This is a genomic window from Bacillus sp. NSP9.1, from assembly GCF_000465465.2.
In the GTDB taxonomy this organism is placed as follows: domain Bacteria; phylum Bacillota; class Bacilli; order Bacillales; family Bacillaceae; genus Bacillus; species Bacillus sonorensis_A.
On sequence record NZ_CP048273.1, the window covers coordinates 1,911,983 to 1,926,162 of the forward strand.

12 protein-coding genes and 1 pseudogene are annotated in these 14,180 nt (G+C 44.5%); 7 read left to right on the forward strand and 6 right to left on the reverse strand.

The features are described from left to right. Window positions 1-9: 9 nt before the first annotated feature. Both M654_RS09920 and M654_RS09925 read left to right on the forward strand, forming a co-directional pair. On the forward strand, window positions 10-795 hold the full coding sequence (locus M654_RS09920; protein ID WP_026586750.1) for an SDR family oxidoreductase: 786 nt from the start codon (window positions 10-12) through the stop codon (window positions 793-795). Window positions 796-808: 13 nt separating this feature from the next. Next, window positions 809-1,681 carry an NAD(P)-dependent oxidoreductase gene (locus M654_RS09925; protein WP_026586751.1) on the forward strand — a complete coding sequence of 291 codons (873 nt, stop codon included), beginning with the start codon at window positions 809-811 and terminating at the stop codon, window positions 1,679-1,681. A 51-nt stretch (window positions 1,682-1,732) separates the two neighbouring features. Here the strand turns inward: M654_RS09925 and M654_RS09930 are convergent, their stop codons facing one another. Further along, window positions 1,733-2,527, reverse strand: coding sequence for a CAP domain-containing protein (locus M654_RS09930; protein ID WP_026586752.1), 795 nt, complete (start codon window positions 2,525-2,527; stop codon window positions 1,733-1,735). 342 nt (window positions 2,528-2,869) lie between these two features. Between M654_RS09930 and M654_RS09935 the strand changes: the two genes are divergently transcribed. Beyond that, window positions 2,870-4,981: a peptidoglycan D,D-transpeptidase FtsI family protein gene (locus M654_RS09935; RefSeq protein WP_026586753.1), complete on the forward strand. Its 2,112-nt coding sequence runs from the start codon at window positions 2,870-2,872 to the stop codon at window positions 4,979-4,981. Between the two features lie 159 nt (window positions 4,982-5,140). Further along, window positions 5,141-6,952, forward strand: coding sequence for a PAS domain-containing protein (locus M654_RS09940; RefSeq protein WP_026586754.1), 1,812 nt, complete (start codon window positions 5,141-5,143; stop codon window positions 6,950-6,952). Here M654_RS09940 and M654_RS09945 read toward each other — a convergent pair. Continuing rightward, window positions 6,933-8,152, reverse strand: a pseudogene (locus M654_RS09945) (aminotransferase A). The gene M654_RS09940 and the pseudogene M654_RS09945 overlap by 20 nt on opposite strands. A gap of 197 nt (window positions 8,153-8,349) precedes the next feature. Beyond that, on the reverse strand, window positions 8,350-8,502 hold the full coding sequence (locus M654_RS09950) for a hypothetical protein (RefSeq protein WP_201278494.1): 153 nt from the start codon (window positions 8,500-8,502) through the stop codon (window positions 8,350-8,352). 171 nt (window positions 8,503-8,673) lie between these two features. Between M654_RS09950 and M654_RS09955 the strand changes: the two genes are divergently transcribed. The 3 genes from M654_RS09955 to M654_RS09965 all read left to right on the forward strand — a co-directional run bounded on the left by M654_RS09955 (window position 8,674) and on the right by M654_RS09965 (window position 11,586). Next, window positions 8,674-9,201 (forward strand): RDD family protein, encoded by a 528-nt coding sequence (locus M654_RS09955; RefSeq protein WP_026586756.1) that lies wholly within the window; start codon window positions 8,674-8,676, stop codon window positions 9,199-9,201. A gap of 76 nt (window positions 9,202-9,277) precedes the next feature. Beyond that, window positions 9,278-10,597: an MFS transporter gene (locus M654_RS09960; protein ID WP_026586757.1), complete on the forward strand. Its 1,320-nt coding sequence runs from the start codon at window positions 9,278-9,280 to the stop codon at window positions 10,595-10,597. A 74-nt stretch (window positions 10,598-10,671) separates the two neighbouring features. After that, window positions 10,672-11,586, forward strand: a complete 915-nt coding sequence (locus M654_RS09965) for a chemotaxis protein (protein WP_026586758.1) — start codon at window positions 10,672-10,674, stop codon at window positions 11,584-11,586. A gap of 38 nt (window positions 11,587-11,624) precedes the next feature. Here M654_RS09965 and M654_RS09970 read toward each other — a convergent pair whose 3' ends face one another. From M654_RS09970 to M654_RS09980, 3 genes are all read right to left on the reverse strand, one after another. Further along, window positions 11,625-12,086 carry a YkyB family protein gene (locus M654_RS09970; RefSeq protein ID WP_026586759.1) on the reverse strand — a complete coding sequence of 154 codons (462 nt, stop codon included), beginning with the start codon at window positions 12,084-12,086 and terminating at the stop codon, window positions 11,625-11,627. A gap of 140 nt (window positions 12,087-12,226) precedes the next feature. Further along, complete coding sequence (locus M654_RS09975) at window positions 12,227-13,528, reverse strand: MFS transporter (protein ID WP_026586760.1); 1,302 nt, start codon at window positions 13,526-13,528, stop codon at window positions 12,227-12,229. Window positions 13,529-13,614: 86 nt separating this feature from the next. After that, complete coding sequence (locus M654_RS09980) at window positions 13,615-14,112, reverse strand: L,D-transpeptidase family protein (RefSeq protein ID WP_026586761.1); 498 nt, start codon at window positions 14,110-14,112, stop codon at window positions 13,615-13,617. Window positions 14,113-14,180: the final 68 nt, after the last annotated feature.

Below are 14,180 nucleotides of genomic sequence, written 5' to 3' on the forward strand. Positions count from 1 at the left end.
GATGCCCGCATGGATTTAAAGATGAAAGGCAAAACCGCGCTTGTCGCCGCAAGCAGCAAAGGTCTCGGAAAAGCGATCGCTTTCGCTCTTTGCCGGGAAGGCGCCAATATTATGCTGTCCGGTCGAAATGAAGAAGTGTTGCACAGGACAGCAGAAGAGCTGAGAGGCCTTTCGGGCGCCGCGGTCACTTATGAAGTATGCGACCTTGCCAACGGAGAAGAGATCAAGGCGCTTGTGCACAAGACGGCCGAAGTGCACGGAACGGTGGACATGCTTGTCAACAATGTCGGCGGACCTAAAGGCGGCAGCCTGCTGGAGCTTACCGATGATGATTGGACATCATCGTTTGAACTTCACCTGCTCAGCTATATCCGCTTGATCCGTGAAGCTCTTCCATATTTAAAAAAGGATGGCGGACGGATCATCAATATCGCTTCATCATCAGTCAAACAGCCGATCCCCGGTCTATTGCTTTCCAATACGTTTCGGATGGGGATCGTGGGTCTTACGAAGTCTCTCGCTGAAGAGCTGGCCGAGCACCGTATTTTGATTAACACGCTGGCTCCGGGAAGGATCGCGACCGACCGCGTGGCAGAACTTGACAGGCAAAAAGCCGAACAGACAGGCCTTTCCGAAGAGCATGTGAAAGAATCTTTCGAAAAACAAATACCGCTCGGCGCCTACGGGAAGCCTGAAGACTTTGCACAATATGCAAGCTTTCTTTTATCAGAGTGCAATACATACATGACGGGACAAACATTACTGATCGACGGCGGAATGGTAAAAGCGATATAAGGGGGAAAACAGCATGAAAAAAACAATCGGATTTATCGGGCTTGGCGTCATGGGAAACAGCATGGCCGCACATCTTTTGGCTGAAGGCTATCCGACAGCCGTCTTTACGAGAACGAAACAGAAGGCGGACAACCTGGTCGAAAAAGGAGCGGAATGGAAAGCATCTGTCAAAGAGCTGGCACAAGCGGCAGATGTGATCATCACGATGGTCGGTTACCCGAAAGATGTTGAAGAGGTCTATTTTGGCAGCGGGGGCATTATTGATAACGCAAAGAAAGGCTCATACCTCATTGATATGACGACTTCGAAGCCGTCTCTTGCCAAAACAATTGCACCGGCCGCCAAAGAGAAAGGGCTGTATGCTTTGGACGCCCCGGTTTCCGGCGGAGACATCGGCGCCCGCAACGGCACGCTTGCGATTATGGTCGGCGGTGAACGCGAAGCGTTCGAAGAGTGCTTGCCGATCTTTTCAATCATGGGAGAAAATATTCAATATCAAGGGCCGGCAGGAAGCGGACAGCATACAAAAATGTGTAATCAGATTGCGATTGCCGCCGGAATGATCGGTGTTGCTGAAGCCATGGCTTACGCGAAAAAATCGGGGCTTGATCCGGAGAATGTTTTAAAAAGCATTACAACCGGAGCTGCGGGAAGCTGGTCGCTGTCCAATCTCGCGCCAAGAATGCTGAAAGGCGATTTCGAACCGGGCTTTTATGTCAAGCATTTCATTAAAGATATGGGGATCGCCCTTGAGGAATCGGAGCTGATGGGTGAAAAAATGCCGGGCCTTGAACTCGCCAAAACCTTGTATGACACGCTTGCGGAAAAAGGTGAAGAAAACAGCGGCACCCAAAGCTTATACAAGCTTTGGACCGAATACCGGTAAACAAAAAACCACTTGCATTTCAATGAATGCAAGTGGTTTTTTTGATCAAGCTTATTTTCCGATGAACTGCTGAGTCCAGTAGTTGCCGTCTTTCACATAACCTACACCGATATGTGTAAAGTTAGGATTCATAATGTTCTTTCTGTGACCTTCACTGTTCATCCAAGCTTTGACAACTTCTTGAGGTGTTCTTTGACCTTTCGCGATGTTTTCACCGGCTGTACGGTATGTGATACCGAATTTCTTCATCATATCAAACGGAGAACCGTAAGTCGGGCTGTTGTGATCAAAGTAATTGTTGTCTTTCATATCTTGAGATTTTGCGCGGGCTACTTTGCTCAAGTTTTCGTCCAATGTCAGCGGTTTTAGCCCTTGTTTCTTTCTTTCGGCATTTGTCAGCTCAACGACTTCTTTTTCGTATGCGCTCACTGAAGAAGAAGCTTGAGTTGAGTTTTCCTTTTTCTCAGTTGTCTGCTCTTTTGAAGCAGCAGGTTTTGAAGCTTCCTGTTTTTGAGTTTGAGTGTTTTCAGGTTTTGACGTTTTAGGCTGAGATGCCTTTGGCGCAGAAGCTTTAGGTTGATCTGCTTTTGGCGCAGAAGCCTTAGACTGCTGACCTGCTTGTTTCATATATGATTGAAGCAGAGATTGAATTTTTTCCTGATCAGCTTGAGAAAGCTTGTTCAGATTTTGAACATTCAATTGATCTGCAAGATTAGAAATTTTTATATTAGAATAGAAGGCTTTCACTTGAATTGGCTGCTGTTCCTTGGCGTCTGCTTGTTGAACACCGCTGAAAGTAAAGATCGATGCAGCGGCAACTGCTGATAAAAGAAAAGCTTTTTTCATAAACTGTTTTCCTCCTAAATGTTGTATTTTGTTTCGTACACTAGCATCATAACACGGCTTTTTTGAAATAATTGAACCAGTAATTTCCTTTGACAAGCGATTGTTGTTAATTTTGACATAAAAAAATAAAAAACCTTTGCTATCAAGGTGTAACCAAACCTCTATTTTACACGTCTTGTCATAAACGTACCAAATTTTAAATATGTTAGTTAAATTTTAATATAAAAAGAGATTGACAGCTTTTTATATAACTTTAGATTGTAACAACCATTACAAAAGTGTTACAATATGATCGGTTAATTAATGTGAAAATTGAATATTGTGAGAGGAGAGAATGTTTCAGTGACAGAATCTCGACATGATCCGGCTGAAGTGAAAAAAAGCAGACGATCACGGATGTGGCGGATCAACCTGTATTTCTTTGCGGTGTTCACCCTGTTCGCGGCACTGATTGTCAAGCTGGGCCTCGTGCAAATCGTCAAAGGAGAAGAGTATGAGCAGCAGGCTTCAAAAACAGAAGCCAAAATCGCGTCTTATCCTGCACCGCGGGGCAAAATGTATGACAGATACGGGCGGGTGGTTGTCGACAACCAAAGCGTACCCGCGATCACATATACGGTGATGACGAGCACCAAGACGGAAGACAAAATCAAAACAGCCAAAAAGCTTGCAGAATTGATCAATATCGATACATCATTTCTGAAAGAAAGAGATTTGAAAGATTACTGGCTTGCCAAACATCCGAAAAAGGCGGCTGCTCTCTTGAAAGACGGAGAAAAAACCTTGAAGTCTGACAAAACATACAAGCTTCAGGTCGACCGTGTTCCAGAAGAAGAGATTAAAGCGCTCGAAAGGGATAAAGAGGAGCTTGAAGTCGCCGCTATTTTCAGAAGATTTTCCGGCGGCTATGCCTATGAGCCGCAAATCGTTAAAGCCATGAATCCGAAAACCGCTTCGAAAGACGATGCGAAGCTGCTGGATGAAAAAGATTCAAAACAGCTGCCTGCCAACGATTTGACCTATGAGGAAGTCTCCCGGGTATCCGAGCATTTGGAAGAGCTGCCAGGGGTCGATGTCATCATGGACTGGACCCGCAAATACCCTTATGAAAAGACGCTTTACTCTATTTTCGGAGGCGTCACAACGCCTGAACAAGGACTCATCAAGGATAGGGAGGACTTCTACCTGACAAGGGGATATGCCCGGAATGACAGAGTCGGAAAAAGCTACCTCGAGTATCAATATGAAGAATATTTAAATCCGAAAAAAGCAAAGGTTCAATATACGGAAAACCGCTCAGGCGAAGTCATCAGCCAGGAAACAATTGATGAAGGAAGGCGCGGCTACGACCTGCAGTTGACCTTTGACATGGAGCTGCAAAAGAAAGTCGAAAAGATCATTGAAGATGAACTCAACACATTCCGCGGTTCAAATTACATGCTTGACAGGGCGTTCGTCGTCATGATGGACCCGAATAACGGAGACATTCTGTCAATGGCCGGCAAACGGATCGTCGACGGCAAAATAACCGATTACGCCATCGGTACGTTTACGACCCAGTATGAAATGGGGTCGGCGGTCAAAGGCGCGACAGTGCTTGCCGGATACCAAAGCGGCATGCCGCACGGGCAACACTATTTAGACACAAAGTTATACTTTGCAGGCGGTGTTGAAACAGGATCCTACAGAGGGAACAGCATTGGCTGGACCGATGAAGTCAGGGCTCTTGAAAAAAGTTCGAACGTATATATGTTCCATGTTGCGATGTATATTGCAGGTGTTACCTATAAACCGCATGGCGCCCTTCCGGCGGATCAGGAAGACTTGAATAAAATGAGAAATTACTACAGCCAGTTCGGGCTGGGCGTGAAAACAGGCATAGATCTACCGCAGGAGTCGGCCGGAATGCAGACGACCCCGGATTTAGTCGGAGGGCTGATCCTCAATGAAGCCATCGGACAATATGATACGTATACACCTTTGCAGCTCGCTCAATATATGTCTGCGATTGCAAATGGCGGGTACAGGGTTCAGCCAAGGGTCGTGAAAAGCATCCGCCAGCCTGAGAGCGAAAAGCTTGGACCTGTCATTGAGGAACGATCCGCCAATGTGCTGAATCAAATCAACAACTCGAAAAGTGACATCGAAATCGTCAAGCGGGGATTAAAAAGAGTAACCCAGACGGGAACTGCCGCCGGGACATTCGGTTCGCTTGACGTATCGGGCAAAACCGGAACTGCTGAAACGAAATATTACGGCACAAATAGAAGCTGGTGGGGAAATGATACCTACAACTTAACCTTTGCGGGCTACTATCCTTCAGAAAAACCGGAAATCGCGTTCAGCGTTGTCGTTCCATCCGTCATCAACGATAAAACAGGAATCAACAAAAACATCTCAGCCAAAATCGTCAAAGCCTACGTCGAGTTGCAAAAAAAATATAACAAGGATTAGACAAAAAAGAACACGGATTTTTCCGCGTTCTTTTTTTGTTATCAAAATTTGACGAATGCTAGATGTTTTGAAGGAGATTCCTCGCATTTTAGCGAATCTTTTTAAACAAAATCGTTTTAAAGAATGCTGGTGATGAATAGGGTATAAAGGAGGGATATGATGGAACAGAAAACAAAGCGTTTTGAGCAATATAAACCTCATATGAATTTACAGGCAGTCCTTTCAGCAAACGGCCGCTTTATATACATATCTGCAAACTGCAAAGAACTGTTGAGCTATCAGCAGAGTGAGCTGATCGGTACGTATTTGAAGGACTATTTGCACGAAGACGATCTTTTTCTGGTAGAAAGCTATTTTTACAATGAACATCATTTGCTGCCATGCACCTTCAGATTTGTGAAAAAGGATTACACAATGATCTGGGTCGAGGCATCGATTGATTTTGTTACGACCCATGTTGGAGAAAAAGAACGGGAAATTGTACTCAAAATGAAAGTTTTTGAAGACCGTCCCTCTAAGAAGAGCAGCTCGAAAAAAGAGGAAAGCGATTTGAAAAAAGCGGCCGAGCCGCCGGCGAATGAGGAATTTAAAGCGATGGTGGAAGGCTTGCCAAATCCTCTGTGTATCAGCGTTCAAGGGGAAATCGTTTATGTGAATGATGCCATGGTCACCCTGCTCGGGGCAGAGCATAAACAGCAAATTATCGGAAAGTATTCCTATGATTTTATTGAGAAAGAATACCATGACATCGTCAAGAACCGCATTAAAAGAATGCAGCAGGGGCTTGAAGTCGGGATGATTGAGCAGACGTGGAAAAAGCTGGACGGCACACAAATCCATCTTGAGGTGAAATCAGCGCCGACCATCTATCAAAACCAAAAAGCCGAACTTCTGCTGCTTATTGATATTTCTTCGCGAAAAAAATTCCAGACGATTTTGCAAAAAAGCAGAGAACGCTACCAGCTCCTGATTCAAAATTCTATCGACACCATCGCCGTCATTCATAACGGAAGATGGGTTTTTATGAATGAATCAGGGATTCGTCTGTTTGAGGCGAAAACATATGAAGACCTCATCGGCAAGGATATTTATGAACATCTCCATCATTGTGATCATGAAAATGTGAAAGCCAGGCTGAAACGGATCACCGACCGCAAGTCTGATTCAGAAATCATCAAACAAACGTGGTACACATTTGAAAAGCGGCTCATCTATACGGAAATGGTCTGCATTCCGACGACATTTTTCGGAGAGACAGCTGTACAGGTCATTTTGAGGGATATTTCGGAGCGCAAGCAGACGGAAGAGCTGATGGTGCGCTCGGAAAAGCTGTCGATTGCCGGTCAGCTCGCAGCCGGAATCGCCCACGAAATCCGCAATCCGCTGACAGCGATTAAAGGGTTTTTGCAGCTGATGAAGCCGACGATGGAAGAAAATGAACATTATTTTGATATTATCTTTTCCGAATTAAGCAGAATCGAATTGATTTTAAGCGAGCTTTTGATGCTCGCCAAGCCGCAGCAGAACGCTCTGAGTGAACAGCTTGATCTGATCAGGCTGATTCGCGAAGTCACGGCTCTTCTAGAAACACAGGCCAATTTGAACGGCATTATGATTCATACCAATCTGCCAAATGACAAAATTCATATCAAAGGGGACCCGAACCAACTAAAACAAGTGTTTATCAACCTGATTAAAAACGCTGTCGAATCAATGCCTGATGGAGGCACTGTTCATTTGAGCGTCAAGGAAACGGATGAGTCTGTCACAGTCGAGGTTCAAGATGAAGGAGAAGGAATACCGGAACACGTCCTCGAACGAATCGGCGAGCCTTTTTTAACGACGAAAGAAAAAGGAACGGGTCTCGGTTTGATGGTCACCTTTAACATCATCGAAAATCACAATGGAACAATCGAGGTGGACAGCAAAATGGAAAAAGGCACAACATTTGTCATTTCCTTTCCGAAATAAAATAAAAAACAACGGCGTAAAAGCCGTTGTTTATGTGGTTTGAACCGACTGCCTCTTATTGAACACAAACGTCTCCAGCCGGTCCAGTCCCTCCCTCAGTGTATCGGGAGAATATGCGTAAGAGATCCTCACATAGCCTTCCCCATATTCAGAAAACGAGCTGCCCGGCACAATCGCCAGTCCCTCTTCCTCTAAAGCGCGAGTGCAAAATTCAAAGGAAGACATTCCAAACGATTTAATAGAAGGGAAGATGTAAAATGCCCCCGACGGTTTAATGACATCGAGCCCCATTGTCACGAGCCTGTCGTATACGTAATCAAGCCGCTTTTTATATTGCTCTCTCATGATCAGCGCATCATCAACCCCATTGGTGACGGCTTCCAAAGCCGCTTTTTGGGAGATGGAAGAAGCGCATGATACGTTGTACTGATGAACTTTTAAAATATGTTTGGCGATTTCCTTTGGAGCGAATAGGAAACCGATTCGCCAGCCGGTCATACTGTGGGACTTGGACAGTCCGCCGATGACAATCGTCTGATCCCTTAAAACGGATGCGATTGAATGGTGTGGTCTGTCAAAGGTCAGTTCGCTGTATATTTCGTCAGAAAGAACAAACACATTTCGCCCTTTTAAAAGAGAAGCGATTTCCTTCAGTTCGTCCTCTGAAAGCGTCATTCCCGTCGGATTTGACGGATAAGGGAGAACGACACACTTTGTTTTTGGCGTCAGGGCTTCTTCGATTAATTTTGCTGTCAGCTTAAAGCCGTGAGACGTCGTATCGATGATTAAAGGCGATGCACCGCACAGTTTGATGATCGGTTCATATCCGGGATATACGGGACCTGGAAGAATCACTTCGTCACCGGGTGATAAAATCGTCCGAAAAGCGGCGTCAATCGCCTGGCTGGCTCCCGTTGTGACAATGATCTCGCTTTCTGCATCATAATTTAAATCGGCCTTTTTTTTCATGTACAGCTGGACTGCCTGTCTCAGCTCCGGATACCCTGCATTGTGGGTATAAGCTGTATGATTTTCATCTATCGCTTTTTTGGCAGCTTGTTTGACATGATGAGGCGTGAAAAAGTCAGGCTGGCCGATTGTTAAAGAGATTACATTTTCATACTGAGAGACAAGATTTGAGAATTTGCGGATTCCTGAAATTTCAATTTCTTTCACATTCGGATTAAGCAAATGTTCCATGTTTTCATCACCTTAGAAATGTTATGGTTTATCTTATTTTACCATCATCAGATGAATTGTCATCTTTTAATCAATCAATTTTTTGATTCTAAAACCAGTATATGCGGCCGGCTGGAATGACATGCAGACAGGCTGCCGGCTTTTCTTTGAATAGAAAAATAAGACAATCCCACAGATTGCCTTATCGAAAGATCAGCTCAATATCCATAATCTGAATCAAGATGTTCTTTCCAAGATATGTAAACGCGATCACTATCTGAAACGTTCTTTTCCATTTCTTCAAAATCAGCTTTGCTTACGTCCTCTAAAACGGTCAATTCATGATTTTTGATCAGCACAATCGTTCCCATCGTTAACACCTTTCTTCTAAAATCCTTGACCATTGTAACACGATAAACCTGAAAGTCAATGAAAAGCTTGTGATCTGTACATTAATTTAAGTTTAAAAAAGCGCATTTCATATTGATAACATTCGGCATGTCTTAGTAGTATATAGAAGTCAGATGTTAGGAGGAAATACCTTGGAATTAAGCAAACATGAAACAGCTCCTGCAGCCGGGAGCAACTTGGCCGGAATCGGTTCGCGTTTTTTGGCTTCTTTTATCGATAGTATCATTCTCGGTATTCCGATGTATATCGTCACCCTTGTGATTTCTATTCAATTGTTCATGGGGGATGTTGAATTCATGAGCATTATTGAAAGAGATCCCGAGAAGGTCACAAACCAGGAATTCTTCACTGTTTTGTCCTCGGTTTTTAAAGTCGCGGGGATTATGGCAGCCCTCTCATTTATCGTTTATTTTCTGTATTTCACACTGATGGAATCATCCAAATGGCAGGCGACGCTGGGCAAGAAAATCATGGGCATTCAGGTTGTGGAAGCGGAAGCTGAGGGCGGAAGAATCTCATTCGGCCGTGCAGCCGGACGATTTTTTGCCAGAAGCTTCTTATCTCCGATATTAATGATCGGCTATATTTTGGCGTTTTTCACAGAGAAGCGGCAGGCGCTTCATGATCTCTTAGCCGGTACCATCGTCGTAAAAAATTAACGGATGACAAAGACAGCACGCTTTCAGCTTGAATGCGTGCTGTCTTGTGCAAAAAAACATGAGGAGGCACATCCATATGGATATTCAGCCGGAACAGGAACAAGCTTTAAAGCGGGCGCAGAGAAATGGAATCAAGTTGTTTTTGACATTGCCGATCATTTCCTGGGCTTTATACGATTTTGCCAATACGATTTTTTCGTCAAATATCGTGACGATCTTTTTTCCTTATTATTTACAGGAGGCGGTCGGTGATAGCGATGTTATGAACCAGGTGGCCAGCACATTTATTTCATACTCAAATGCTGCGGCAAGTTTTTTGCTCGTCATTTTTACGCCATTATTCGGGGTTTTGATCGACCGTACAGGAAGGAAAAAGAGATATATCGGCCTGTTTACGATGATCTGTGTGGCTTGCACCATTTTAATGGGGGTTTTTGCGGGCGCTTCTTTTCAGCAAAAGGTTTACGGCCTTCCTTTATCATTGATTCTCGTTGTCGTTTTATTTGTGACAGCAAAGTTTTTCTATCATTCAAGCCTTGTGTTTTACGATACGATTTTGCCTGATTTAGGAACAAAAGATGAAATCCCGCTGCTCTCCGGATTTGGCATTGCGGTCGGGTATATCGGCACATTGGCCGGTTTAACCGTCTATTTGCTGGTTGGTAATCATGATTTTCATAAAGCATTCATCCCGTCCGCCCTGTTGTTTCTGATCTTTTCCCTTCCTTACCTTATCTTCACAAAAGAGCGCAGAAAACCCGAGGCAATAGAGAAGAAATCGTTTTTCAGCGGATACAAGGAAATTGCCGAGACGTTTAAGGATATTCGTTTGTACCGCCCGGTTTTCTTATTTATGATCGCATACTTTTTTCTTAATGATTCCATCTCGACGACGGTGGCGATGATGTCGGTCTATTCAACAGCCATTATCGGTTTTACGAAAGGGCAGTTTCTTATCCTTTATCTTGTCTCCACCTTATCAAGCATCATCGGTTCATTCATTCTCGGCTATGTAACAAAGCGGGTCGGGGCCAAAAGAGCGGTCAGCATTGTGGCCGTCATTTTGATTACCGCGCTTGCGATCGCTGTGTTTACGACATCAGCCGCATTGTTTTGGGTGGCGGGCAGCCTGTTTGGAATCGCGCTTGGCGGAACATGGGTCGCGTCAAGGACACTGATTATTGAACTGACACCGGAGCATAAAAGAGGCGAGTTTTTCGGCTTGTTCGCTTTGTCAGGAAAAATTTCTTCCATCTTCGGACCGGTCCTTTACGGATCGATCACACTGGTGTTTAAAGACATGGGAAATGTCGCGAGCAGGATGGCCTTCGGATCGCTGATGATACTGGCTGTCATCGGACTGATCATTCACCGATTTGTAAAAGTAAAAGCTTGATTTAGAACATCAACTTTTCATGAAAGACGCCGATATAAAAGATACAATATCATCTAGGATAGAGAGGGATATCAGTGTCTTTAAACCAGGAAATTTTATTAAGTTCCGGAACCAATGAATTAGAAATCGTAAAGTTCGAAGTTGGTCACAACATTTTCGGCATAAATGTAATGAAGGTCAGAGAAATTATTCAGCCGGTCGAGATTACGAAAGTGCCTCATTCCCATCAGCATATGGAAGGAATGATCACGCTGCGCGGGGAGATTCTTCCCGTTATTGATCTTTTCTCTTTCTTTGGAGTGGAGCATGGAGAAGAAAAAAACCAGGAGAAATACATTGTCACTGAATTCAATAAGCGGAAAATCGTGTTCCATACAGGCCCGGTTTCACAGATCCACCGGGTGTCATGGGAGGAGATTGAAAAGCCGACAGCTTTGAATCAAGGGATGGAAAGGCATATGACCGGGATCATTAAGCTTAACGGCCTAATGATATTCCTGCCTGACTACGAAAAAATTATTTTTGATCTTGAATCGGCATCAGGCATCGATCCTTTTCAGATGAAAAATGAGAAGTTTGACGAGAGGCGCACCGACAAAAAGCTTGTCATCGTTGAAGATTCTCCTCTGCTGCTCCGCCTTCTGGTCGAAAAGCTGAATGAAGCGGGCTACAATAACATCGATTCGTTTGAAAATGGAAAAGATGCGTATGACCACATGCTTCAGCTGATGGAAGACGGCACCGCTCTTCGCGAAAAAGTCGACCTGATGATCACAGACATCGAGATGCCGCAGATGGACGGGCATCGCCTGACAAAGCTCCTGAAAGACAACCCGTTAAGCTCTGATCTGCCGATATTGATTTTCTCTTCGCTGATTACAGATGACCTTCGCCATAAAGGGGAAAGGGTCGGCGCGGACGAACAAATCAGCAAACCTGAGCTTAACGAACTGATTGAAAAGCTGGACAAGTATATTTTCCAAAAATAAAAAAAGACCCTTAATGAGGCTTTTTTTATTTTGTCTGATCAGAAATAGCTTTCACCAAGCTTTTTGAATACGGGTTTTTGAGAAGGGCGCTTTTTGTTTGTGACAAGCGGCTTTTCTTTCAGCCCCGTGTAGTTTTGCAGAAGCTGCTTGGCTATATTCAAAGACATATGAGCTTTAGGGTTCCGATACGTATGATTTAATGTACCTAAGTGCGGAAGGTTGACGAAGTCTTCTTTAGTTGGAGGCATGTGAAAAAAGTAGTCTCCAAGAGAAATGAGCACATCTGACTGCTGCTGGCTGAATCTTGGATTTTTTGAAAAATGAAGTCCTATCTTTTTACCCTTTCCTTCATTGACGAGCTTTTGCAAAGCTTTCTTTTTCAGGAGATACAGGTATTTGGGATTAGTCGCGGTCTTCGCGTGGCGATTCACTGTATAAATCGCTTTTGACAGGTTCTCGATCGTTGGTTTTATGTCTTTCGTATGATTATGGTCGTCCATTTTTTCTCTCCTATTCATTCTTTCCTTACCACCTCCTAAGGATGTAAGGCTTATGTCTAAATTATACGAAATAGAAGAGAAAATGCAAATATATCATAGAAAAAACGCGCGAATTTTTAATCAATCGCGCGTTTTCACCTTTATAAAACAGAGTTTATTTTCGCTTTTGTATTTTTTTGTCTTCTCAATTCCGCTTGGACGTCGATTTCAGCCGTCTGGGCGCTGAATTTAGGCAAGGCGATAAAGTAATACAGGGCGGTCACTAGAATAACTCCCGCCAAACCGTAATATATATAATCAACCTTGGCAATAAATGCTGGAAATAAAACAGCGATCATCCCGAGCGCCGAGGATTGGGCGAGCATTGTGAGCGGATCCGTCCAGCCGCTGACCCTTCCCATCAGCCTTGGATGGACGATTTTAGGAATCCAGCCTCCAAGAGCGGTATTGACTGGGCCGAGACAAATCCCGGCCAAAAAAGCAGCCGCATAATATACAGGCAATTGGTCCGTAAACCCGAGCAGAATGATAAACACTCCTGCAATAAAGATCGGTACGGACATCAGGTATTCCGGCTTCACTTTTTTTTCAAGCAGAGCGCCGACGGCGATCCCTGTCAAAAGTCCGATGCCGAGAACGACTGTAAAGAGCGATGTGTGCCACTCGTAACTGTCGGGGGACAGTTCATACTTCATTTTAAACATCGGCAGAACACTCAGTCCGCCGCTTACAAGTCCAAACGCAAAATATCCGAATACGAGGGAAGCGAGCAATTTGTTTTTTAAAATGTACACGATCCCTTCTTTAAAATCGTGCAATGAATTTTTGACCGTGACGTTTTTCCAGCCTTTTTCACCGTTTGGTTTCCTCGCTTCGAGGGAAATATCACAGGAACGGATTAAAAGGGCTGAAATGATAAAGCTGATAAAATCGAGAGCGATCGCTCCATGCAGGCCGATCGTCTTATACATAAAAGCTCCCAGTCCTACGCCGAATAAGAGAAACAGGCTGAACAGCATTTGATTGAGCCCGGCCGCTTTGGCATATTGGTCCTTTCTTAATATCGCCTGAACCAAGCTTGCTTCGGCAGGATAGAAAAATTTTGTCACCGCGCTTCTGATAAACAGAACGAAAAACACAAGCGGTATGATTTTCAGATATAAAACAAAAAAGAGAACGACGGTCAGTCCCGCCCTGATCCAATCACAGTTTTCGGCCACTTTCTTGCGGTCAAAACGGTCAGCGACCACACCGACGATAAAGAACACAAAGACCGTCGGCAACGAGTACATGAGCTCGGCGATCGTCGTATAAGCCGGCTGGCTGCTGAACCGGTCGAGCAAGAAAAAAGCGAAAGCCATATTTCCAACTGTCGTTCCCATTTGAGAAGCGAAAGCTGCGAAAAAAAGTCGGACGAAGTTACGATTTTTAAAAAGATCCATATATACGCTCCTTACCCTAAAGGTCCTACTATATCTTAATATAATACGGTATATTGTTCAAATTTGTTTTGTCTGGAATGTACTGTTTATGGCGTAATGGACACTCGGGTTCCGTTTGGCACGATCGAAGCTAGTTCCAGAACATCCCGGTTGTGCATGCGGATACATCCCTTTGAAACAGCTTTGCCAATTGAGGCAGGGTTATTCGTTCCGTGGATGCCGTAGTGTATTTTTGACAGGCTTAACCAATAGGCACCGAACGGCCCGCCCGGGTTCGGCTGCCGATTGACAATATAGAATTCGCCTCTCGGCGTCTGTGAGAGGATTTTACCGACTGCAACCGGATAGGTTTTGATCAATCGTCCCCGATCAAACAACTGCAGGGTTTTGGCGCTAAGCGACACGACAATCCGGTAAGGGATTGTGTCCGGATTTCTGATTCCCGGGATCACGATGGTCTGACCAGCATAAAGCGGGCCGCCGTTCAAACCTGGATTTGCCTGAACCAGCGCCGTGCGCGACGTTCTAAAATCGCGGGCGATGCTTTCCCATGTTTCTCCCGGCTTTACTTGATACATCAGCAATGTCTTATGAACATCTCCTTTTTAAAACGAAAAAGGAGCCTTTTCCGCTGCTTTATATTAGACGGAAA